Below are 21,476 nucleotides of genomic sequence, written 5' to 3'. Positions count from 1 at the left end.
TCTTTCCTAGCCCGCCGGCCCCAGTCGGTAGCCCAGACCGCGAACGGTCTCAACGATATGGCTGCCCAGCTTGCGCCGCAAATGGTAGATATGGACATTGATGGCATTGCTTTCCAGATCCTGGTCGTACCCGTAGACGCTGTCACACAGCTGTTCGGCACTCAGAATGGCATGGGGTTTGTTGAGCAGGGCGCGCAACAGGGACAGTTCGCGCCGGGCCAGGCTGACTGGCTTGCCATCCAGAGTGACATGGCCGGTCGACGCACAGAAGCTTAATCGTCCATATTCAATGCAGTCGGTTTCGTGACCGGCCAAGCGTCGTGTCAGCACATGCAGACGCGCCAGCAGCTCGTCCAGGTCAAAAGGCTTGATGACGTAGTCATCGCCTCCGCCCAACAAGCCCTCGACCCGGTGATGCAGCGCATCGCGGGCGGTCAGGATCAGAATGGGCAGTTTGCGGCCCTGATCGCGCCAGCGGCGCAGCAGCGTCAGTCCGTCCTGATCGGGCAAGCCCAGATCCAGAATACAGACATCAAAGTGCGAGGACAGCAAGGCCGTATCGGCCAGACTGGCGGTGCCTACGTGGTCCACCGTCAAGCCGTGCAATCGCAGGCCGGCCACAATTCCGCTGGCGACCAGCGCGTCATCTTCAACCAGTAAGACGTGCATTCTCCCCCCTTGTCGCGAATGCGGCGTGTTCAGGCAAAGCCTGATGTTCATTACGTTTCGGCGTTCATGTTAGCAGTCTAGAGGCGGGCGGCAAAAGGCGCCTCTCTCTTAATTTGGCCTTAATCCTGATCCTCTACTGTGAGCTAGATTGCATTGCATTTGCATCTCGGTACTTACTTTTTTAATAAAACCGGCTGGGGCAATGACGTTTCTCCAGGCTTAGCCGCATGATCGATCTCGGGCATTTATTCACATGACTCCTATATTGGGAATATTACTGGCGACCAGTTTTGTCGCCTCTTTGGTGGCACTGGGCATTCTTGTCTGGGCCGTTGCAAACAAACTGATTTTCGTCGGCAAGAACGAGGCTGAAACCATCTTCATGAAAGGGGAGTTGGGCCAGCCTGACGATAGCGCTTCCTTTGGGGAGAAGAGCGAGGCGCAGGCGCATCGTTTTGACGTGTTGCGTGCCGGCATTGATCGCAGTGGCCGAGGGCCGGTTTTGCTGTTGGTGACGGTCGGAATTACCTGGCTGCTGATAGGCTCGGTGTTTGGCGTGATGGCATCGCTCAAACTGCACTGGCCCGACTGGCTGGCCGATGTGGCCCAGGTGACGTTTGGACGGGCGCGCACCTTGCACCTGAATATTGTGGCCTATGGCTGGTTGTCGGTGACCGGAATCGGTGTGGCCTTGTGGCTGTTGCCACGCATTTTTCATACGCCCTTGCGACGGCCCAATATGGTGTACTTCGGTGCGGCCTTGTGGACCCTGGGGGTCTTGGGCGGCACGCTGGCCGTTGCCAGTGGCTGGTCCGATGGCATTGAGTGGCTGGAGTTCCCCTGGCAGATCGATATTTTGCTGGCGGTAGGCGGTTTTTTCCTGGCCTGGCCGGCTATTGAAACTGCGGCCAAGCGCAAGTCGCGCCATATCTATGTGTCAGGCTGGTACTTTCTGGCTGGCATGGTGTGGTTTCCCTTCCTTTTCCTGGTATCGAATATCCCGGGCCTGCACATCGGTGCCCAGCAAGCTACCGTGAACTGGTGGTTTGCTCACAATGTGCTGGGTCTGTGGTTGACGCCGATGGGCGTGGGGGCGGCGTACTACATCATCCCTAAAATCATTGGCAAGCCCGTGTATTCCTACAACGTGTCTTTGCTGGGTTTCTGGAGCCTGGCGCTGTTCTACAGTCAGGTGGGCATGCATCACTTGATGGGGGGGCCGGTGCCGACCTGGGCCGTCACCCTTTCCGTGGTGCATAGCATCATGATGTTTGTGCCTGTGATTGCGGTAGCCATCAACCAGCACGTCACGGTGGCGCAGAACTTGTGGGCCTTCAAGCAATCCATGGCCTTGCGTTTTGTCTGGATTGGCGCACTGATGTACACCCTGTCCTCTTTCCAGGGGTCGCTGGAGGCCATCCGTTCGGTGAACTCGGTGACGCACTTTACGCATTACACCGTCGGTCACGCCCATCTGGGCGCCTACGGCTTTGTGTCCATGGTGATGTTTGGCACCCTGTATTACATGATGCCGCACATTCTGGGACGTCGCTGGCCCTTTCCGGCGCTGATCAAGACCCATTTCTGGCTGGTGACGGCAGGCTTCACGATTTATGTGCTGGCCTTGAGCGTTGCCGGGGTCGTGCAGGGCATGGGTCTGATGGACCCGGGCGCCAGTTTCGGCGAGATCACTCGCAAGATGGTTCCGTATCTGGAGGCCCGCTCGATCGGCGGCACCATGATGACCTTGGGTCATTTCATTTTTGCGGCTCACTTTGCCTTGCTGTTGTTGCGCAAAGACACCGCTGTTAATGCGACTCCTCCACTTGCTCGGGCAGATGCATCATGAACCGACTCTTACCTTTACTCATCGGAGCCATTGGCGTTTTGCTGCTGGCCACTCTCATGCTGGTGATTCTGCCGGCTTGGCAATTGCGCACCTCGGAGCCTCCTGCGCCATTGAAGCCCTATACCGTCCAGCAGTTGCAGGGCCGTGATCAGTACGTGGCGAACGGCTGCTTGTACTGTCACAGCCAGCAGCCCCGCTCGAGCGGTCAGACTCTGTTTGACACCGCCCGTGGCTGGGGGCGTGCTTCTACGCCCGGTGACTATTTTTACGACTCGCCCCACTTGCTGGGAACGATGCGTACCGGTCCGGACCTGTTCAACGTCGCAGCGCGCATGAAAAGTCGGGATTGGCACTTGACTCACCTGTACCAGCCGCGTGCGATTTTCGACTGGAGCCTGATGCCATCCTACCCTTATATGTTCGAACTGAAAGCTCAGCTCGAACCGGGCGATGTGCTTGTGCGTCTTCCCGAATCCTTGCAGCCAGAGGGCAAGCATGTGGTTGCCCGCCAGGAAGCCCTGGATCTGGTCGAGTATTTGCTGGCCTTGGATCGCACCTACGCGACTACAAGCCAGGAGTTGGATAAACGCGACCGCGGCTACGACCGCCGCCCTGGCGAGACCTTGATGGACTCGGGCGCTCAATAGGACATGTCATGACAAAGAAAAAAGATTCGAGTTCGCCTCTGGTCGAGAATATTGACCCTAGTTTTGAGCCATGGGAGCCACCGCGTCCCATTCCGATTTTTCTGCTGGCCGTGCTGGTGGCGCTGGCCTTGGCGGGCGTGGGCCTTTATCTGCATGATCTGGCCCCGCATGCCGCGCCAGATGAGTCCACTGTCATCGGCTCTCACGGCGGTGGTACGCCAGTCGTGCCGGCAATGGCTGCTTCAAGGGATGCACCGGTGCTGGTGTATTCGGGGCAGGGCAGTGTGTGGAGCTGCGCCTCCTGTCACGGTGAGGCGGGTGAAGGCGCGGGTATCACCCCTCGTCTGGCCGGTATTTCAGAGGCATATCTGCTCAAGCAGCTCGAGGATTTTGCCAGTGGCGCACGTTTGAATGAGTCCATGCAGTATGTGGCTCGTGGCTTGCAACCGGCGGATATGAAAGAGCTGGCCAGCTACTACGCCAAGCTGCCTGTCCCCGCTATTGCAGTACCCAGTTCGGACGCGGATCTGGCGCGTGGGCAGGCCTTGTTCCAGAAAGGAGACTGGAAGCAGAACGTGCCCGCCTGCATCAGCTGTCACGGCAGCCAAGGTGAAGGGGTAGGGGCTGCGTTCCCGCCGCTGGCGGCTCAACAGGCGGACTACCTGTTCAGTCAGCTGTCGGCCTGGAAAGGCGGTCATCGTCACAATTCGCCGCAAACGCTGATGGATGATATTGCCTCGCGCCTGTCCTACGAGGACCTGTATGCGGTTTCCTACTACGCCGCCTCCTTGCCAGCCCCTGGCACGCAGGCGAAATAAGATCAGAACAGAGAGTTTTTTATGAAAGATACGCAAGAGCAGGGTCGTGGCAAACCCGTCATGTCGGGCGGACGCAGACTGGCCTGGGGGGCCGGTATAGGGGTATTGCTGTTTGCCATCGGATATGGTCTGAACGCCAGGGGCTGGTTGTCTTTTTCCCTGGGCTCGCCCGATTCGGCGACGATTAAGGTGGGCGATGTCGGTTACAGCCGTGAGGCCATGCAAGCCGATCGAGAGGCGCAAAGCAAGGACAAGCTCGCGGTCACGGCGGGAATGCCGGTGGGCCCGGACGGCTACTTTGTGCCGCCTGCCGAGAGCAGCATTCCCGACACACCATACGGGGAAGCCGTTCGGCGTGGACAACAGATTTTTATGGAAACCTCCACGACAGTGTCGGATCACGTGGGCAACACACTGGCCTGTGTGAACTGCCACCTGGATGCCGGGCGCCGTGAGCATTCAGCGCCCATGTGGGGGGCTTATGTCAGCTACCCGGCGTACCGTTCCAAGACCAAGGCCATCAGTACCCTGGAAGATCGCATTATTGGTTGTTTTACCTATTCGATGAATGCCCAGGCTTCTTCTACGGGCGTGGCGCCACCGGCAGGCAGCGACGTCTACCGTGATTTGATGACCTATATGTACTGGATGTCTGACGGGGCGCCGACCGGTCAGAAGTTGCCTGGCGCCGGCTTTCCCAAGGTGAAAAAGACGGAGCTGGGCTATGACGTCGCGCGGGGTAAAGAGGTTTACACCAATAACTGTGTGCTGTGTCACGCGGTGGATGGTCAGGGACAGAAGGATGCTGAAAGTGGCGTGGTCTTCCCGCCTTTATGGGGGAATAACTCCTACAACTGGGGAGCGGGGATGGCACGTATTGATACGGCAGCGGGTTTCATCAAGGCCAATATGCCTTTGGGTAAACCATTTTCCCTGACCGATCAAGAAACCTGGGATGTTGCCGCTTACATCAACAGTCATGAGCGTCCCAAAGATCCCCGTCAGACAGGGACGCTGGAGCAGGCTCGCGTGGAATTTCACGATGGAGAGGAAAGCTACTACGGCAAGAAAGTGAACGGCCTTGTGTTGGGTGGGGGCGTGGACAAGTAAATGTTGGGCTGTTGGAAAGCGAGGTCGTAGGACGCCGGTACTGGGGATTTGCCGATTGATTGCTTCCTTGGACCCATAAGCAAAGTAATTGGGCAGCGGTTTGTGCCGTAAACACCCAATGAAATCAGGTCGATGGATGTTATGCACAAGCAGTTATCGGCAGTTGCAGCATCCGGCTGTCCAGTGACCTTGATGGACTGGGCTGAAAAGCACCCCATTAAACGGCGGATTATCCAGCATATGGTTGTTATTAATATCATAAAGAGATAAAAACCATACCTTATCTGCTTGGCACTCGCCGACCTGTTCCAACTTTTTTGACCTCTTTTTTCGAATGATTCCCTTTAAACAACTTGGCATCTGCGCCTTTGCTCTCGTGCTGGCAGGCTGTGCCGCACATCGGGCTCCTTCCCGCTTTGAGGGCAAACCTGTATCGGAAGCCGTGAACGCCATGCCCAAACGTTTGCAACAGTCTGGAATAACCAACGATGGCAAACCCTACTATTACTGGATATTTGACGAAGTTGAAACGGTGACATTCACAGATAGCTACGCCTATCACAACACCGATCGGCCTGGTATGACCACAGGCCTGTATTTTTATGAACGCGAACTGCCTCGCAAGTGCTCTGTGGTAGTGGTGTATGACGAAGCCACGCAAATCGTGACCGACTTCCAGGTCAATAAAACCCGCAACGCCAAATGCCGGAAAATGGAATCGTATCTGGACGGCAGCGCCTACAAACCCGGCTTTCTGCTGCAGTTCAAAGATCCTCTGCGTTAGAGACATCATTACAGACAGCAGAGTTAGGGCGATGTCTTGATGGGGTGGTCATCCGCCTGTTCTTTTCTGGGGGATGACCGATGTTCAAGCCGGTGCAGAGACAGCGTGAGGGAAGAAGCCCGCACCAGCATTGACGAAAAACGCCTACAAAGCCACCAAGCGCTTCAAGTCCAGCAAGGTGAAATGCCCATGATCCAGCCACCCGCCGGTATCAATGAAAAACACATTGCCCAATTGCCGCATTTTGTGCGTTGTCTGGTGCCCATGCACCAAGGCCCGCACGCCACCGACCAGACCGTCGTAGCCCGTCACATAGCGGTCTCTGGACCACATGCAAACATAGCGGTCATTGGCATCGAAAGCCTGGGTATGGATGTGTTGCCAGTCTTCGTAGGGGAAGTCGGCATGCACCATACCCACTAAACCCAGGGGCGTTTCAATTTCCATTGCCAAAGGCAGGGCTTGCAGGCGTTGCGCGATAAGGGATTGTTCGTCCGGTGTGCAGTCGTCCAGCCATAGCCCGCCATGCACACGATGGTCTACTTCTTGAATCGCTTGTCCAATCGCCCGCCGCCAGGTCAGTTGTTCGTGATTGCCACAAATTGCGTGAAACCAGGGCAGGTCAAGCCAGTCTAGAACCTGGTGCGACTCCGGGCCGCGATCTACCAAGTCCCCCACTGAAAAAAGCCGGTCCTTGGAGGGATTAAACCGAATCCGTTCTAAAGACTTCTTCAGCTTGGTGAAGCAACCGTGAATATCTCCCACGGCAATATCGCGTCCCAAGGTATTTGGCTTAAAGCGGGCTACATGCATTGTCATGTTCGGGCTGGGTGATACGTGCCCATCACGGTACTCATAGCCGGGACTGGAGTCAAGAAAGGCACGGCCTGGCGTAACCTTGCGTGTTGGACAAGCGGTCACGCCCGCCAGGCATCCGGGTAGCGTCAGGGTTGATCGGCCTGCTTCCGATAAACCTTAGTCTGAGCAGACTACGCGATGGGACAAGCAGACCGTGTTGGATGGCTTGGTCTAAAATCCCTGGAGCTTACTATTTTTTCTCTCTGAATTCCGAGGTTTTCATGTCTCACACCAATACGCCTGTTGATCCGGACGGCCTGCTTGAGTATTCGGTGGTCTACACCGATCGCGCGCTAAACCACATGTCGAAAACCTTCCAGGAAGTGATGCGCGAAATCTCTCGCACGCTCAAGCTGGTCTATCAGGCTCACTCGGCGATTGTGGTGCCGGGCAGCGGGTCGTTCGGCATGGAGGCGGTCGCCCGTCAGTTTGCGACTAATCGCAAGTGCATGGTGATTCGTAACGGCTGGTTCAGCTACCGATGGACGCAGATTTTCGATATGGGCTCCATCCCTGCCAGCACGACGGTTCTGAAAGCTCGTCCGATCGAGCCAGGGACGCAGGCGGCCTACGCGCCTGCGCCTGTCGAGGAAGTGATCGCCGCGATTCAGGCTGAAAAGCCGGCCCTGGTGTTTGCCCCGCATGTGGAGACGGCCTCGGGCATTATGCTGCCAGATGACTATATGCGTCAGGTAGCAGATGCGGTGCATGCGGTCGGCGGACTGTTTGTGCTGGATTGCATTGCCTCTGGCACCGTCTGGGTGGATATGAAGCATGTGGGCGTGGATGTCTTGATTAGCGCGCCACAAAAAGGTTGGACCGGTTCAGCGTGTTGCGGCCTGGTGATGTTGAGCGAGCGGGCTCGTCAGCACATTGACAGTACAACCAGCACCAGTTTTGTCTGCGATCTGCGCAAGTGGCTGCAGATTATGGAAACCTATGAAAATGGGGCTCACGCCTACCACGCGACTTTGCCTACGGATTCGTTGAAGGTTCTGCAAGAGGCGATGGCCGAGACCGAAGCGCTGGGTTTTGACTGGGTCCGCAATCGTCAGCTTGAGCTGGGTCGCAAAGTGCGCGCTCTGTTGAGTGAGCACGGTTTTCGCAGCGTGGCCGCGCCGGGTTTTGAGGCCCCGGGCGTTGTCGTGTGCTACACCACGGACGACGGGATTCATTCGGCGGCGAAGTTTGCCAAGGCTGGCTTGCAAGCGGCGTCGGGCGTGCCTTTGCAGTGTGATGAACCTGCCGATTTCAAGACTTTTCGCATTGGTTTGTTTGGCCTGGACAAGCTGACTCATATCGAGCGTTCTGTAGAACGCTTGGCCCAAGCCCTGGATGCCATTGAGGCGCTGTAAGGCGTGGGTGCACACCTTTTTTGCCCCCATGAAAAGGGAGCCGCGAGAGGCTCCCTTCGTGGATGACTGGGCTCGGCCGGAGCCCCTGCCCCGATTGACTGGGCCGGCATTCGAGGCAGGCCCAGCCGGATGGCAGGGTTGGCCAGCCGCCGCTGCTTAAGATTGAGGGTTTAGGGCTCTTTGGGCGCCTGGTTGAGTTCACCCATGGCAAAAGCGAGATTGACGGAGCCCACCAGCCCTGCCGTATGGGCCAGAGTCTGGGCCTCCTGGGCGCCCAGCAGCCCCGTGTGGGCTTCGGTCAGCAAGGTCATGCCGGTCAGACCTTCCTGATAAGACTCCAGCGCGCCCTGGTAGGTGATCTGGGCGGCCTCGACCAGACTGCTGGCGGCCTGGTGGGATTCCAGAGCTGCGCGCAAGGCATCGGCGGCGATGATCAGTTGCTTGTAGGCATCCTGCTCGGTCTTGACGACACGTTCGCGCGCAGTGTCAGCGCGTAACTGGGCTTCGCGCACTTGCTTGTTGCGCAATCCTGCATCGTAAAGCGGGATGCTTAAGGCCAGCACGGCCCCCCGGGAGGAGGCTTGGGGGCTGATCTCTGGCAGGCTGCCGACGCTCAGTGAGCCCATGCGCTTGGACATGAAGCCCATGAGTGCCAATTTGGGCATGAAGCTCGCTTCGGCAGATTCGATGCCCGCCAGACTGGCTTGATGCGCGGCTTGCAATGCCTGAACATCAGGGCGCTGTGCAATGGCTTTTTTCAGGATTGCGTTGCCGGGAATGTCCAGGTCTTCCGGCAAGGGCCGCGAGGCGCTGTCCGCGACCGAAAGCTCCGCCTCGGGCGACAGGCCAATGGCCCCCAATAACGTCTGATAGGACTGCCGTGCCAGTGTGCTGGCATTGACGTGATGCAAACGGGCCTGTGCCTTGAGTTGCCGCGCCTGGGCCACTTCGATCTGGGTGCCCAGGCCATTGCGTTGCCGCTCCAGAGCAATGTCTTCGATCAAGGTGGCATTTTTCAGACCTTGAGCAGAGATGCGCGCGCGCTGACGGGCCGAGTTGTAGTTGAAATAGCTGATGGACACCTCGGCAATAACGGCCTGGTGGACACCGCTGAAGGTGATCCGGCTGGCCATGGCCAGTTTGTCCGCCGCCTTTTGCAAGGCTGCCCGCTTGCCAAAATCGAACAGCAGCCATTTCAAGGTAAGCGAAGGGACGGCACCACTTAAATGGGTGTCGTAGTCCACATCGATTTCTCTGCCCAGAATGTGAACACTGTCATCCCGATCACTGCGTATATAGCCGCCCACCACACTGGCAGAAATAAGCGGCAGGTAGGCGCTTTGCACCATGCCGGCGGCTTCCGCAGCTTGCTGGGCCTCGCCCCAGGCGATACGGGTGCTGGGATTGAGGCGTTGCGCCAGATCGATCAGTTCAGGCAGGCTGTATTCGTGACCCGCCCGGATCGTAGGGATGGGCTGGCTGGAGTCGGGGCCCGGCTCGTTGGCCAGTGTCAGTCGGGGCGGCTCAGGGGCATCCTGACCGGAGGCGGGTGAAGCGACGGACCGGTGGTCCGGAGCCGCACAGGCCGTCAGGATCAGGACGGCGGTCACGCTCAGGCTAAGACGCAGAGCAGGCAAACAAGACATAAACATACACTCAGGAGGCGGCAGAATGGGTTAGCAGCGTGGCAGCATACTGCTGACCGCCTTCCAGGACCAGCTGCACGGCCATGCAAACCAATAAAAACCCCATGATGCGTGAGATGGCATCGACGCCGCCATGACCAATGACACGCACGATGCTCAAGGAGGAGCGCAGGCAGATGAAAAAAATCAGGCCGATCAGAACCGCCAGAATCACAGGGGCCACCATTAGGACCCATTGGGCATACTGTCCGCGCATGCCATGCATTTGGGACGAGGCACTGAGGACCAGAGCCATGGTGCCGGGCCCCACAGTGGATGGCAGCGTCAAGGGCACAAACGCGATATTGTTGTGCGAGGCCGTATGTTGATCGTTGGCCTGGGACACCATGTCACTGACAGCGGGAGGAAACAGCATGCGGAAACCGACGTAGGCCACGATCAGGCCGCCCGCGATACGTATGTCCACCATGGAAATGCCCAGGGCCGATGTAATCCACAACCCGGCGTAATAGGTCACCAGCAGGGCCAGGATCACGCATAGCGTTGCCTGGCGCAGCTGCTGTTTTTTTTCCTCTGCACTCAGGCTCTCGCCTAAAGACAAGTACATCACCATGGCGGTTAAGGGGTTGGCCATGGGCAGCAAAAATGCCAGCCCCAGGCCGATCAGTTTGAATAGCTGCATGATGTCGTCTGGCATGGGATCTCCTGGGGGTGAGGGTCAGGCGGGCAGGGCGTTCTTGTAGATTTTGCCATCCTTGATGATCAGCAGCAGGTTCTGGTCGGGCTGTTCCAGAAAGTCCAGACTGTGTTCGGGCTCGCCATCGATCAGCAGCAGATCGGCCAGAGCGCCAGGGCGAATGACGCCGAGCTCGCCTTCATATGGCTGGCGCAGGCCGGACAGTTGCAGCAGGCGGCCATTGTCTCCTGTCGCCATTTTCAGCACCTTGAGCGGTTCATAAAAACGGGTCAGTTTGGACAGCATCCGGCCGTGATGGGGAAGATGAGCGGGGGTAAACAAAATATCCGTGCCCCAGGCGGTCTGGATCTGGTATTTGTCGGCCAGTTCGTAGGCACGTACAGTGCCCACGGCAACCTGCTGCTGCTTGGCTTTGCTGTGTGGGTCGCGCTGGACGTTGGCATCCTCGTCGGCCAGGAATGGTTGCAAACTCCACCACACGCCTTCGCCGGCCATCATGCGGGCCGTTTCGTCGTCTGCCAGTTGGCCATGCTCGATGGATTTGACTCCCGCCTTGATGGCACGCTGGATGCCGCGCGCACAGTAAACGTGCACCATTACGTAGGTGCCCCAGTCGCTGGCGGCGCCGACGGCGGCGCGCAGCTCTGCATCGCTAAACTGCAATCCCTCCAGGGGGTCGTACAAGGACGTTACTCCGCCCCCAGCCATCAGCTTGATCTGACTGGCCCCCAACATCAGTTGCTCACGCACGCGACGCAGAACCTGGTCGGGCCCATCGGCAATACAGGTGACCCCGGCCCGTTCGGTGTGACTCAGATCGCCCTGCGCCCGGGGGACTTCGTAACGCATCCGGAAGTCGGCGTGCCCCCCGGTTTGCGCAATCATCGCCCCGCTGGGGTAGATGCGGGGACCGTGCAGCAAGCCCATATCAATACCGCGTTTTAGCGAGAAGCTGGGGCCACCGGCATCGCGCACGGTGGTAAAGCCGCGCAGCAAGGTACGCTCGGCTTCTTTGCTGGCAATCAAATGCAGATCAGCCGGGTCGGCCATCATGGCGGTCATCTGGTCTACTGCACACAGCAGACTATGCCAGTGTGCGTCAATCAGCCCGGGCATCAGCACTTTATTCTGACAATCCATGACGGTGGCATCGGCGGGAATCTCGGCTACCGGCATGACCGCTGTGATTCGACCCTGATCAATCTGAACGGCCAGACCGTTTTTCAACTCGGTGCTCTGGCCATCGAACAGGCGCAGATTGCTCAGAATGAGTTTTGGGGACAGGGCGAGCGGCTTTTGCTCCAAGGCATTGTTGGACTGGAAGGCCGGACCTGTTGGGGTGGCGTTGGGAGCAAAGCTGGCCGCTGCGCTCAGACGCTTGTGAATGAAAGGGATGGAGGGGTGCGCGCAAACACAGGCCGGCACACCGTGGCGATAAGCCAGACGTTGTTGGCGCAGAGCAGGGGAATGGCCCAGGTAAGAATAGGTCTGCATGGCGTCCTGAAAAATCAAAGGTAGGGGAAAGAGAAAGAGCGGACTCAAGACATGCGCAATTCGATCAGGTCCAGTAATCGGACCCGTTCGCGAGCGATTTCATCGGATATCTGACGGGTACGCGCCAGGGTGTAAACGGCGTTGCGAGCCGCGCGGATGGCTTGGATTTGCATGTTTTTCTCCAACTCCTGTTCGGCCAGATCCTGGTCAACCCCTTCGGCGGGCGGGCTATGGGCAATGGCGCTCAGGACCCGGTCGGCCATGGCGGTGTAGCGCGTTCCGGAGGACTCGGGATTGTGGGCAATCAGTTCATTCAGTGTTTGCGCGACCGATTGCGCACTGGCGTGTCGCACGGCCTGCTCGGCCAGTTCTTCCTGCTCCTGGCGGCGTCGCAAAGTCGGAAAGGAGACGCGTTTCATCAGGGGAGGTAAAACCAGGCTGGCGGTCAGCAGCGAGACGATAATGACGACCGAGGCCAGAAAGATCGCCAGGTCGCGGGCCGGGAAGGGACTGCCGTCCGTTAAGGTCAGCGGCAAGGTCATGACACCGGCCAGGGTGACGGCGCCCCGCACCCCCGCAACCGACAGGACCAGCACCAGCAGCGGATTGGCCTGAGCGGTTTCGTCGTGATGACGCAGCCCCAGTAGTGAAAGGCCTCGTCGCAGCCATAAATAGCCGTACACGCATAAAAACCGCAGTGCAATCAAGGTGGTACACATGGCCACCGCATACACCAGCAGCCAGGCAGGATTGTGGTGGCCGGTTTCTTGGACCACCTGTACCGCGCCCCGAAAAATGGCTGGCAACTGTTCGCCCAGCAGGACAAACATCATGCCGTTCAAGCTCAGTTGCACGGTGTCCCACACGGTCTTGCGCTGCATGCGGGTGGCGGCCAGCGCATTGCCCGAGAGTTCGGCATAGCTCATGGTAACGCCCGCCGCTACAGCAGCCAGAATGCCGGACGCTTCCCATTGCTCGGCCAGGTAGTAGGACGCAAAGGGCAGCAGCAGGCTGAACAGGACTTCGGCCCCGGGCTCCTCGCCCCAGCGGCGCACAAAGAGATTGCGCACCAGCAGCAGGGCGCGCGTGGTTGCCACACCCACGGCCAGGCCGACAAGCGTTAGCCACAGGAAGTTCTGGCTGGCTGCCGTGACTGAAAAAGAGCCGCCCAGAGCCAGGGCGACAGCAAGCCGAAACGCCACCAGTCCGCTGGCGTCATTGAACAGGGATTCACCTTCGAGCAGGGCTTGCAGTCGTGGCGGCAAGGGCACGCGCCGGGTAATGGCGGAAACGGCGACCGGGTCGGTTGGCGAAACAATGGCGGCCAATGCAAAAGCGACTGGCAAGGGCATGGCGGGAATAAGCCAGTGCAAAACATGCCCCAAGCCGAACACGGTCAAAAATACTAGGATGGAGGCCAGAACCAGAATGCCGATCCGATCTCGAATTAAACCTTCTTTGGAAATGCGCCAGCCGTCCAGAAAGAGCAGGGGCGGCAGAAACAGATAAAAGAACAGGTCCGGATTCAGGGTGATGCCGTGATTGAACCAACCTGCGATCAAAAAGCCGATCAGGATCTGCACCAAAGGGGCAGGGATGGCAACGGGAATCATCTTTACCATGCTGTTGCTGATTAAAACGGCAGCCAGCATGCTCAAGGTCAGGTTTACGTCGTCCATGGCGATTCTGTATAAATGACGGTGGTCATTGAGGCCCTATCAGAAAGTTGCTTGTCACTATACGCGTAAAAATGCGAGAGACACAGATGTACGATCCGGCAGGAATAAAAGGTCTATGCCTGAAAGGGCTCAGGTACAATTCCTCGCAGTTATCTGAGCAAGATACGGGGATCGTATTAAAAATAATCGGGGGGGTGCCACGCATGCGTGCGCTTACAGCCAGTCTGACAGTGCTGCCTTTGTTGGGCGGATGTTCTCTTGCGCCTTCGGTCTATATGGCAGGCTCGTATTTCCCCGCCTGGCTGGTGTGCGTGTTGCTTGCCGTGCTGTTGACCGTGTTGATTCGTTGGGGGTTGATCCGTGTGGGTGTGGACGATGCCCTGCCCATGCGCCTGCCCGTCTACGCCTGTCTGACGCTGGCATTGACGTTTGCCGCACTTCTTCTTTTCTTCGAGTAACTGAGCCATGACCCAGGCACAGACATCTTCTTCTCGTAAAGGCCTCGCCCGTGTATTGAGCGTGCTGATTGTTGTTGCCGCGCTTATCCTGGCCTGGTGGTACTTGCAGCGTTTGGCCAATAATCCCCTGTCTGAAGATGCGGTGATTGGCGCTGACGTTGTTCACATTTCCAGCTCCCTGCCCGGGCGCATTGAGCGCATGGCGGTGCAGGATGGACAGTATGTCAGCCGCGATGACTTGCTCTTTACCGTAGACCCGGTGTTTTATCAGCTGCGTCTGGAGCAGGCCCAGGCAGAGCTGGCGCTGGCTCAGGCCACGCTGGACATGAAGCAGCGGGCCGTGCGGGCAGAAGGACATAATGCGGTCATTGCCGGCGACCAGATCACCCGCGCCAAGACCAATCTGGCCATGGCTGCGCAAAGCCAGCGCCGCCTGGCGAACCTGGCGGCCAAAGGCTACGTTTCTCAGCAGCAGCTGGATGAGGCCAATACCTTGCTGCGCGATGCCCAGGTCACCTTGAAACAGGCCACAGAGCAGTCGGGTGCTGCCCAGGCGCTGGTGGGCAATACCCAGGCCGAGGAAGCGATGGTGCAAGCGCGCCAGGCCGGCTTGGCGATGGCCCAGCGCGATCTGGAACATACCCAGGTCAAGGCTCCGCACAATGGCCGTATCGTCGGTCTGCGTGTCGGGTCGGGAGAGCATTTGATGCCGGGCATTTCTGTGTTCACCTTGCTTGATACCGACTCCTGGTATGTCACTGGCATGTACCGTGAAACCGACCTGAAAGAGATCAAGCCTGGCCATTGCGCGACGGTCTACGTGCTGTCGGACCCTTCGCGCAAGCTCTCGGGCAAAGTCGAGGAAATCGGCTGGGGCGTGAGTAGTCAGGAGCAGATCAACCTGCCGCGCAGCCTGCCTTACATACAAAAATCCCTGAACTGGGTACGGGTGGCGCAACGCTTCCCGGTGCGCATTCGTCTGGATGCCCCCCCTGCGGATCTGATGCGCATGGGCGCCTCGGCCACCACCATCATTCATCGCGATGGCAACTGCTGAAACCGGCTCGCTGGGTCTGGCCCGGCTGGTCTGGCAGGATCTGCAGCCCACTCCCGGCCGTTTGGCGCTGAGCTGGCGCGTAGCAGTCTTGTGCGCCCTGATGGTGTTGTTGGCCATGAACTACGGCATTCCCGAGTCGGCCGTCAGCTGCTTCGTCATCTTTTTTGTGATGAAGTCCGATGCGGGTGAAAGTTCGGTGCTGGCCCTGGCGCTGGTCGTGCTGGTGTCGGTGGTGGTGCTGTTGATGGTGCCGTTGATTCAGGTCACGATCCAGTTCCCGGCCTGGCGTCTGCTGGCCATGGTGCTCACTTCCTTTGTGCTGCTGTTTCTGGGCGTGGCCAGCAAGCTGGGGCCGCTGGGGGGCATTATTGCCTTGGTCATCGCTTTTGTACTGACCTTGCTCGGTTATGTGCCTTTTGGCGAAATTGCTACCCGTGCGGTGCTCTATGCCTGGTTGATGACCGCCTCGCCCATGGCCTTGGTACTGATCTTCAATCTGTGTTTTGGTTTGTACCCGCACAAGGTGTTGCGTCGCGAACTGGCTGCTCGTTTGCGACTGGCCGCGCAGGGCTTGCAGGGGCAGGCCGATACACAGGATTTGTGGGATGAACTGGCGTTGGGCGTCAGCGCCCAACAGAAGCGATTGGGATGGATCAGATTGTTTCACTTGCGGCCTGCTCATGAGCAGGCAGAGCTGGAGCAAGCTATTCTCAATGTGTACCGAGCCTTGCTGGCGGTGGCTGTCTTGCGGGATCAAGGTCTGGATACGGAGCAGTCGGCCGTCTTTGCTCCGTATTGTGAACGCAGTGCTCAAGCCATCGAGCAGGGGCGCCTGCCGTCAGGTCAGGACTTGCCCGAGCTGTCTGCTTCCAGTGCCTTGGCCGTGCAGGACTTGCGCGATGCCTTGTTGGCCTTGTCGGGAGCCGTGTCCATTGGCAAGGCGGAACCCGAGAAGGAGTCGTTCATGGTCCCTGATGCGTTCCGCAACCCGGTTTATCAGCATCATGCCCTGAAGGCGACGGCAGCCGCTGTATTGTGTTATTTGATCTACAGCGCGGCGGACTGGCAGGGCATTCATACCGCCATGATTACCTGTTATGTGGCTGCCTTGGGTTCGACCGGGGAAACCGTTCACAAGCTGGCCTTGCGGATTGTAGGATGCCTGCTTGGGGCGGCGCTCGGCTTTGTGACGATCTTGTTCATCATGCCGTATTTGCAGGATATTGGCGCCTTGATGGCTTTGGTGTTTCTGGTGTCCTTGCTGGGTGCCTGGGTGTTTTACGGGCCCGAACGTATTTCTTATGCCGGTATTCAAATTGCTTTTGCCTTTTATCTGGTGGTTTTGCAGGGCTTTGGCCCCAGCTTCGATCTGGACTCGGCCCGTGACCGGGTGATTGGTATTTTGCTGGGCAATGCGGTGATGTATCTGATGTTTACCCAGGTCTGGCCTGTCAGTATCGCGGGGCCGGTGCGTCAGCGCCTGGGCAAGGCAGCGGAAGGTCTGGTGGGTTTGGGAGCCATGTGGCAAACGCGCCCGGCCCAGGCCGTGCAGCAGTCGGCCAGCGTGGCCCAGGAGTTGTCGGCAGCCAAATATGGGCTGGCCCTCATGCAGCTTGAACCGGGACGCCTGCGCCCCGAGCCCGCGCAGATTCAGGCGATGCAGGCCCAGTGGCAGGAGCTGCGACAGCAGTTCATCGGCCAGGCGTATGTGCCGGTATCGGACCGGCAAAGCGATTGATAACCCTCATTACCCAGAGGTGATTTTCCTGTCCCGGACGGCTCGTAGAATGAGCCTCACTTCCCATTATCGGGATCAAAAGAAGCGCCGCAAAGGCCTCGGTTCGGTCGGAGACACCCCCGTATACCTCTTCTTTCTGCCCATGTCTGCATTCTGTTGCGGGCAGGGGCAGGACTTGTCTTTGCTCAACGCCCGCTTTTGATTCAGGTCGTGAGAGGCGCCTTGCCCCTGGGGGGGCGGGACCTGTCCATTACTGATTCCTGATGACGGCAACGCACCGTTTCAGACATCACAATACTGATAAAGGAGCATGGAGTATGGCTGAGCAAGAATCCGCATTGCGGCCAGGGCAGGAGGCCTTGGCTCCGCCGCTTACGGGTGGTTGGTTGCAACAACATTTTGCGTATACAGAGCGCGGCAGTTCCCTGCGTCAGGAGGTATTGGCAGGGCTGACCACCTTTCTGGCAATGGTGTATTCCGTATTTGTCGTGCCTTCCATGCTGGGTAAGGCGGGTTTTGATACTTCCGCTGTTTTCGTGGCGGTCTGTCTGACCAGCGCCCTGGGCTCTTTGCTGATGGGGTTCTGGGCGAATCTGCCTATTGCCGTGGGCTGCGCCCTGTCTCTGACGGCATTTATGGCTTTCGATCTGGTTCTGGGGCAGCAGCTCAGTCCAGCCGTGGCGCTGGGCGCGGTCTTTCTGATGGGTTTGATCTTCACCCTGATTTCGGCCACTGGCATTCGTACCTGGATCTTGCGCAATCTGCCGTTGGGAATCGCGCACGGCACGGGCATAGGCATTGGTCTGTTCCTATTGATGATTGCCTCCAATGAAGTGGGCCTGGTCACTCGCAATACGGGCGCCGGTTTGCCAGTTGCTTTGGGGGATGTAACTTCCATGCCAGTCTGGCTGAGCGTCGTGGGTCTGGCAGCGATTTTTGGACTGGAGCGACGCCGCGTAACCGGGGGCATTTTGCTGGTGATACTGGGCTTGTCTGCCATCGGCCTGGTGTTCGATCCCAATGTGCGTTTTACAGGCCTGTTCGCCATGCCCAGCTTGTTGGGGGAGCACTCTCTGATTGGGACCATGGATATTGGCGGCGCTTTGAACGCGGTTGTGTTGCCCAGTGTGCTGGCCTTGGTGATGACAGCGGTGTTTGATGCGACAGGGACGATTCGCGCGGTGGCAGGCAATGCCGGACAGTTGGACAAGGACGGCCAGATCATCAATGGCAGTCGTGCCTTGACAACGGACTCCCTCAGCTCCCTGGTGTCGGCCAGTCTGGGGGCGTCGCCCGCTGCTGCCTATATTGAGTCTGCTGCCGGTACCGCGGCAGGGGGGCGGACTGGTTTGACCGCGGTGGTGGTCGGGCTGGGCTTTTTGATGCTGATTTTCCTCTCGCCTCTGGCTGCATTGGTACCCTCCTATGCAACGGCACCGGCCCTCATGTATGTGGGCTTGCTGATGTTGGGTGGCGTGCGTCATCTGAATACCGACGATACGGTCGATACGATGGCAGGCCTGGTGTGCGCGGTGTTTATCGTGCTGACTGTCAATATTGTCACGGGCATCATGCTGGGTTTTTGTACGTTGGTGCTGGGGCGCCTGTTTTCAGGTGAGCTGCGCCGCCTCAATGTAGGTACCGTGCTGATTGCCCTTGCCTTGGCCGTCTTCTATCTGGGTGGTTGGGCCTTGTAAAGCTTGACTTGGGCAGCATGGCTTTCCCCCGTACACTAGCTCTTTTTTTCCACAATGAAAGGGGCGCGTGTGCTGGTCGCATTTGATTTTGATGGCACCATTACAGACCGGGACAGCTTGCAGGACTTCATCCGTCGCATGCGAGGCTGGCCGGTCTGTATTCGGGCCTACCTGGCTTGTGTGCCGCGCTTTCTCGTTTGGGATCGGGGGCCGCTGCGTCGTCAGGCGATCAAGCATTGTTTTCTGCGCAGTGCCCTGGGTGGATTGAGCCGTGCGCAGGTTCAGGCCTTGGCAGACGTTTATGTACGGGATTATCTGCCACGGATTCTACGCCTGGAGATGATGGAACGGGTTCGTGCGCATCGTGAGCGAGGGGACACGGTGTTGTTGGTCAGTGCCTCGCCGTCCATATATTTACAGCTCTGGGCGCACGAGCAGGGGATGGCTCAGGTGCTGGCGACCGATTTGGCATTTGATGAGCACAAAGGTTGTAGGGGCCTGGCCAGCGCTAATTGCTGGGGAGAGGAAAAAGTGCGTCGCCTTCAGGCATGGCTGGGTGACAAGCCCGTGGAGCTGGACATGGCTTATGGTGACAGCCCAGGTGACGGACCGATGCTGGCGCATACGCGCCAGCCCTGGTTGCGGGGGCGTGATGCGGCACTGCCGAGACTGGAGGGCTGAACAGAGGCGGCTGCTTTCGGGGCCGACAATCTAGGTGCCCACGGCGAGATCGTAAAATGCCCGACCCACATGTGTTGCGGGACGGGCATGGTGAGATGAGTCAGTCAGGTCAAAGACGCTCGTCGTGTTCAGGGCGGCGAGCACTCAGGGTCGGCTCAGGTGACATCAGGCTTCGTTGCGTTTGATGGCCATGCCCAGCAACAGGCTGGCCCAACCTTGAGTGAGCAGGTCGATCCCCAGGATCAGGCCTAAAATCCAGACACTATTGCCTGGCCAGCCAGCAGCAATGATCAGCCCCGCCGCCAGCGTGATCAGTCCGGAAAAGGCCATCCAGCCGCCGCCAGCCTGGGCGCGATTCTGAAACCAGATCCACAGCCGGAATGCTCCGGATGCGATCAGGAAAGCGCCAAAAACCAGGGTCAGCACTGTTGCGCCCATCAGAGGATTGCTAATGGCAATCAGACCGGCGAACAAGTACAAAATGCCACTCAAACTCCAGAATAGAAAGCCACGCCAGCCTTTGGAGCTCCAGGCATGGATAAGATGCAGCACCCCGCCTATGCTCATCAGGATACCGATGTAAACGACGCTGGCAACCGTGGCACCTACGACATAGATCAAGGCGACCAGACCCAGAATAATCAGGGCGATGCCCAGACCAATAAACCATCCTGGCTTCAAAGGTAGTTGACGTAGCAATTCAGAGCGATTGGTGTCATGAGGACGTGAGGCCATCTGCATACTCCTTGCAAGGTTAAACCGGCGCTACGGTTTTAACTGTACTCCAGACCCGGGCAGGGGCCTAGTGATACGCAAAGGCAGGGGGCATTGTGTCTGAAGGGCGACGGCCAAAAGACGAAGGCCCTACCGTTGCGGTAGGGCCTGTGGCCGCTCTGGCGGCGGTGAACTACCATGATGGCAGTTTTGGAAAGCTGCGTTTCAGGCAGCTTACTGACACTTTGTCAGTGATTTCACTGTACGTCAGCTAATCAAAACCTGCCAATTATGGAAAACCCGCAAATGTGAAACCCGGCCTTTTCTTCCATGAACGAAGCGGCTATCGGGCCGGATGACACGGGCTCAATGGCCGCCGTGCGCGCCGTGGTGGCCTTGGCCCGCCTTGCTGTTCAAGGCGCGTACGGGGGCATGAACCTTCAGCTCCTCTTTCTGGCCGGCGGCATTCAGGATCTCCAAAGTGAGATCCACGGAGCTGCCCACTTCAAGCTGCTTGTCCAAACCCAGCAGCATGATGTGGTAGCCGCCCGGTTTCAAGTCCACCGCTGTATCCGCGGGCAGGTCGATTTTCTCAACCTGACGCATACGCATGACCTCGTTTTCCATGGCCATTTCGTGCACTTCAACCTGTTTGCTCAGGCTGCTGCTGGCACCCAGCAATTGGGCGTTGTCAGTGGACTTGAGCACCATGAAGGCGCCGGTCGCCTGTTGGCCAGGAACGGTGGCGCGCACCCAGGGATCAGTCACAGTGACTTCGGCCTGCGCCAGAGTGGGCAGGCTCAACAAAGCGGCCAGGGAGAATAGAGAGCTCGCAATCGTACGTTTCATATTGATTATCCTGTTGGGGTTCACTTGCTCAAAGCCAGCACCTGGCGGATATCAGCCGCGGCTTCGTCAGCCGTTTGCGTATGGCGCAGGGCAATTTGCAGCTTGCCTTGGGTGTCATACACATAGGTCAAGGCACTGTGGTCCATGGTGTAGCTGGAGCCGGTCGGAACCTTTTGGTAAAAGACTTTGAAGTCGCTGGCGGTTTTGGCCAGCTCTTCTTCGGTGGGGCGCAGAGCCACGAAACCGGGGTCAAAAGCCTGCATGTAGGCACGCAGCAGTTCGGGCGTGTCGCGCTCTGGGTCAATGGAGATAAACAAGACCTGCAGCTTGTCGCCATCCTCACCGAGCTGCTCCTTGATGTCGACGGCACGAGTCAGTGCAGTCGGGCAGACGTCAGGGCATTGGGTAAACCCAAAAAAGATCAGCACGATCTTGCCACGGTAGTCCGCCATCGTACGACGTTGGCCTTCGGTATCCAGCAAGCTGAAATCCTTGGCAAAGTCGGCGCTGCTCATGTCCACCCCTTCCAGGTTACGGAAGGCTGGTTGCTTGGGGGTCTTGTCGCCGCAGGCGCTCAGGACCAAAGGAGTCGCCAGCATGGCAAGCAAAAGCTGGCGGCGAGAGAAGGAGGCGTTCATAGAAATATCCCGCTAATTGACAACATAAGGTGGCCGCG

The 21,476-nt window shown here is 58.3% G+C and carries 20 protein-coding genes; 11 read left to right on the top strand and 9 right to left on the bottom strand.

Features of this window, described 5'->3' with window-relative positions; genetic code table 11:
- Positions 1-6: 6 nt before the first annotated feature.
- Entirely contained in the window at positions 7-669 is a 663-nt protein-coding gene (locus V6936_RS07355; RefSeq protein ID WP_003801720.1) for a response regulator, read from the bottom strand.
- A gap of 253 nt (positions 670-922) precedes the next feature.
- On the opposite strand from V6936_RS07355, the gene V6936_RS07350 reads away from it, so the two are divergent.
- From V6936_RS07350 to V6936_RS07330, 5 genes are all read left to right on the top strand, one after another.
- Positions 923-2,518, top strand: a complete 1,596-nt coding sequence (locus V6936_RS07350; RefSeq protein ID WP_336579649.1) for a cbb3-type cytochrome c oxidase subunit I — start codon at positions 923-925, stop codon at positions 2,516-2,518.
- Positions 2,515-3,165, top strand: coding sequence for a cbb3-type cytochrome c oxidase subunit II (locus V6936_RS07345; RefSeq protein ID WP_003801717.1), 651 nt, complete (start codon positions 2,515-2,517; stop codon positions 3,163-3,165). Before V6936_RS07350 ends, V6936_RS07345 begins: the two co-directional genes overlap by 4 nt.
- Before the next feature lie 8 nt (positions 3,166-3,173).
- Positions 3,174-3,983, top strand: coding sequence for a c-type cytochrome (locus tag V6936_RS07340; protein ID WP_336579648.1), 810 nt, complete (start codon positions 3,174-3,176; stop codon positions 3,981-3,983).
- 21 nt (positions 3,984-4,004) lie between these two features.
- Positions 4,005-5,093, top strand: coding sequence for a c-type cytochrome (locus V6936_RS07335; protein ID WP_336579647.1), 1,089 nt, complete (start codon positions 4,005-4,007; stop codon positions 5,091-5,093).
- A gap of 334 nt (positions 5,094-5,427) precedes the next feature.
- Positions 5,428-5,877: a hypothetical protein gene (locus tag V6936_RS07330; RefSeq protein WP_131071466.1), complete on the top strand. Its 450-nt coding sequence runs from the start codon at positions 5,428-5,430 to the stop codon at positions 5,875-5,877.
- 144 nt (positions 5,878-6,021) lie between these two features.
- Here the strand turns inward: V6936_RS07330 and V6936_RS07325 are convergent, their stop codons facing one another.
- Positions 6,022-6,696: a metallophosphoesterase gene (locus V6936_RS07325; RefSeq protein WP_100214829.1), complete on the bottom strand. Its 675-nt coding sequence runs from the start codon at positions 6,694-6,696 to the stop codon at positions 6,022-6,024.
- Positions 6,697-6,956: 260 nt separating this feature from the next.
- On the opposite strand from V6936_RS07325, the gene V6936_RS07320 reads away from it, so the two are divergent.
- Positions 6,957-8,090 (top strand): aminotransferase class V-fold PLP-dependent enzyme, encoded by a 1,134-nt coding sequence (locus tag V6936_RS07320; protein ID WP_003801707.1) that lies wholly within the window; start codon positions 6,957-6,959, stop codon positions 8,088-8,090.
- A gap of 170 nt (positions 8,091-8,260) precedes the next feature.
- Here the strand turns inward: V6936_RS07320 and V6936_RS07315 are convergent, their stop codons facing one another.
- From V6936_RS07315 to V6936_RS07300, 4 genes are read right to left on the bottom strand one after another with little or no spacing between them, the layout of a single operon-like run.
- Positions 8,261-9,736 carry a TolC family protein gene (locus V6936_RS07315; RefSeq protein WP_235587639.1) on the bottom strand — a complete coding sequence of 492 codons (1,476 nt, stop codon included), beginning with the start codon at positions 9,734-9,736 and terminating at the stop codon, positions 8,261-8,263.
- Positions 9,737-9,746: 10 nt separating this feature from the next.
- Positions 9,747-10,433 (bottom strand): MarC family NAAT transporter, encoded by a 687-nt coding sequence (locus V6936_RS07310; protein WP_336579646.1) that lies wholly within the window; start codon positions 10,431-10,433, stop codon positions 9,747-9,749.
- 21 nt (positions 10,434-10,454) lie between these two features.
- Entirely contained in the window at positions 10,455-11,927 is a 1,473-nt protein-coding gene (locus V6936_RS07305; RefSeq protein ID WP_003801702.1) for a metal-dependent hydrolase family protein, read from the bottom strand.
- Positions 11,928-11,971: 44 nt separating this feature from the next.
- On the bottom strand, positions 11,972-13,606 hold the full coding sequence (locus tag V6936_RS07300; protein WP_336579645.1) for a Na+/H+ antiporter: 1,635 nt from the start codon (positions 13,604-13,606) through the stop codon (positions 11,972-11,974).
- Between the two features lie 203 nt (positions 13,607-13,809).
- Here V6936_RS07300 and V6936_RS07295 point away from each other — a divergent pair, with 203 nt between their 5' ends.
- The 5 genes from V6936_RS07295 to V6936_RS07275 all read left to right on the top strand — a co-directional run bounded on the left by V6936_RS07295 (position 13,810) and on the right by V6936_RS07275 (position 19,237).
- Positions 13,810-14,064: a YtcA family lipoprotein gene (locus V6936_RS07295; RefSeq protein ID WP_003801698.1), complete on the top strand. Its 255-nt coding sequence runs from the start codon at positions 13,810-13,812 to the stop codon at positions 14,062-14,064.
- A gap of 7 nt (positions 14,065-14,071) precedes the next feature.
- Entirely contained in the window at positions 14,072-15,121 is a 1,050-nt protein-coding gene (gene mdtN, locus V6936_RS07290) for a multidrug transporter subunit MdtN (protein WP_336579643.1), read from the top strand.
- Positions 15,108-16,859, top strand: coding sequence for an FUSC family protein (locus V6936_RS07285; RefSeq protein ID WP_336579642.1), 1,752 nt, complete (start codon positions 15,108-15,110; stop codon positions 16,857-16,859). The genes mdtN and V6936_RS07285 overlap by 14 nt, the downstream gene beginning before the upstream one ends.
- Before the next feature lie 317 nt (positions 16,860-17,176).
- Positions 17,177-18,556, top strand: coding sequence for an NCS2 family permease (locus tag V6936_RS07280; RefSeq protein ID WP_003801691.1), 1,380 nt, complete (start codon positions 17,177-17,179; stop codon positions 18,554-18,556).
- 69 nt (positions 18,557-18,625) lie between these two features.
- Positions 18,626-19,237 carry an HAD-IB family hydrolase gene (locus V6936_RS07275; RefSeq protein WP_235587638.1) on the top strand — a complete coding sequence of 204 codons (612 nt, stop codon included), beginning with the start codon at positions 18,626-18,628 and terminating at the stop codon, positions 19,235-19,237.
- A 165-nt stretch (positions 19,238-19,402) separates the two neighbouring features.
- On the opposite strand, the gene V6936_RS07270 is transcribed toward V6936_RS07275, so the two are convergent.
- From V6936_RS07270 to V6936_RS07260, 3 genes are all read right to left on the bottom strand, one after another.
- Positions 19,403-19,972: a DUF308 domain-containing protein gene (locus V6936_RS07270; protein ID WP_059317868.1), complete on the bottom strand. Its 570-nt coding sequence runs from the start codon at positions 19,970-19,972 to the stop codon at positions 19,403-19,405.
- A 345-nt stretch (positions 19,973-20,317) separates the two neighbouring features.
- A complete protein-coding gene (locus tag V6936_RS07265) occupies positions 20,318-20,800 on the bottom strand; it encodes a copper chaperone PCu(A)C (protein ID WP_003801686.1) in 483 nt (160 codons plus the stop codon).
- Between the two features lie 20 nt (positions 20,801-20,820).
- The gene (locus V6936_RS07260) at positions 20,821-21,438 is read right to left on the bottom strand and encodes an SCO family protein (RefSeq protein WP_003801684.1); all 618 of its coding nucleotides are present in this window, start codon (positions 21,436-21,438) and stop codon (positions 20,821-20,823) included.
- Between the last annotated feature and the right edge of the window lie 38 nt (positions 21,439-21,476).

It is taken from the genome of Alcaligenes sp. CHO6, from assembly GCF_037120595.1.
GTDB lineage: Bacteria > Pseudomonadota > Gammaproteobacteria > Burkholderiales > Burkholderiaceae_B > Alcaligenes > Alcaligenes ammonioxydans.
This window is presented reverse-complemented; position numbering and strand designations above follow the sequence as displayed.

Coding starts and splice junctions, on each gene's coding strand:
- V6936_RS07260 (WP_003801684.1), bottom strand. CDS start 21,438: ATGAACGCCTCCTTCTCTCGCCGCCAGCTTTTGCTTGCCATGCTGGCG.
- V6936_RS07330 (WP_131071466.1), top strand. CDS start 5,428: ATGATTCCCTTTAAACAACTTGGCATCTGCGCCTTTGCTCTCGTGCTG.
- V6936_RS07350 (WP_336579649.1), top strand. CDS start 923: ATGACTCCTATATTGGGAATATTACTGGCGACCAGTTTTGTCGCCTCT.
- V6936_RS07355 (WP_003801720.1), bottom strand. CDS start 669: ATGCACGTCTTACTGGTTGAAGATGACGCGCTGGTCGCCAGCGGAATT.
- V6936_RS07335 (WP_336579647.1), top strand. CDS start 4,005: ATGAAAGATACGCAAGAGCAGGGTCGTGGCAAACCCGTCATGTCGGGC.
- V6936_RS07270 (WP_059317868.1), bottom strand. CDS start 19,972: ATGGCCTCACGTCCTCATGACACCAATCGCTCTGAATTGCTACGTCAA.
- mdtN (WP_336579643.1), top strand. CDS start 14,072: ATGACCCAGGCACAGACATCTTCTTCTCGTAAAGGCCTCGCCCGTGTA.
- V6936_RS07345 (WP_003801717.1), top strand. CDS start 2,515: ATGAACCGACTCTTACCTTTACTCATCGGAGCCATTGGCGTTTTGCTG.
- V6936_RS07280 (WP_003801691.1), top strand. CDS start 17,177: ATGGCTGAGCAAGAATCCGCATTGCGGCCAGGGCAGGAGGCCTTGGCT.
- V6936_RS07320 (WP_003801707.1), top strand. CDS start 6,957: ATGTCTCACACCAATACGCCTGTTGATCCGGACGGCCTGCTTGAGTAT.
- V6936_RS07300 (WP_336579645.1), bottom strand. CDS start 13,606: ATGGACGACGTAAACCTGACCTTGAGCATGCTGGCTGCCGTTTTAATC.
- V6936_RS07310 (WP_336579646.1), bottom strand. CDS start 10,433: ATGCCAGACGACATCATGCAGCTATTCAAACTGATCGGCCTGGGGCTG.
- V6936_RS07325 (WP_100214829.1), bottom strand. CDS start 6,696: ATGACAATGCATGTAGCCCGCTTTAAGCCAAATACCTTGGGACGCGAT.
- V6936_RS07285 (WP_336579642.1), top strand. CDS start 15,108: ATGGCAACTGCTGAAACCGGCTCGCTGGGTCTGGCCCGGCTGGTCTGG.
- V6936_RS07295 (WP_003801698.1), top strand. CDS start 13,810: ATGCGTGCGCTTACAGCCAGTCTGACAGTGCTGCCTTTGTTGGGCGGA.
- V6936_RS07340 (WP_336579648.1), top strand. CDS start 3,174: ATGACAAAGAAAAAAGATTCGAGTTCGCCTCTGGTCGAGAATATTGAC.
- V6936_RS07265 (WP_003801686.1), bottom strand. CDS start 20,800: ATGAAACGTACGATTGCGAGCTCTCTATTCTCCCTGGCCGCTTTGTTG.
- V6936_RS07315 (WP_235587639.1), bottom strand. CDS start 9,736: ATGTCTTGTTTGCCTGCTCTGCGTCTTAGCCTGAGCGTGACCGCCGTC.
- V6936_RS07305 (WP_003801702.1), bottom strand. CDS start 11,927: ATGCAGACCTATTCTTACCTGGGCCATTCCCCTGCTCTGCGCCAACAA.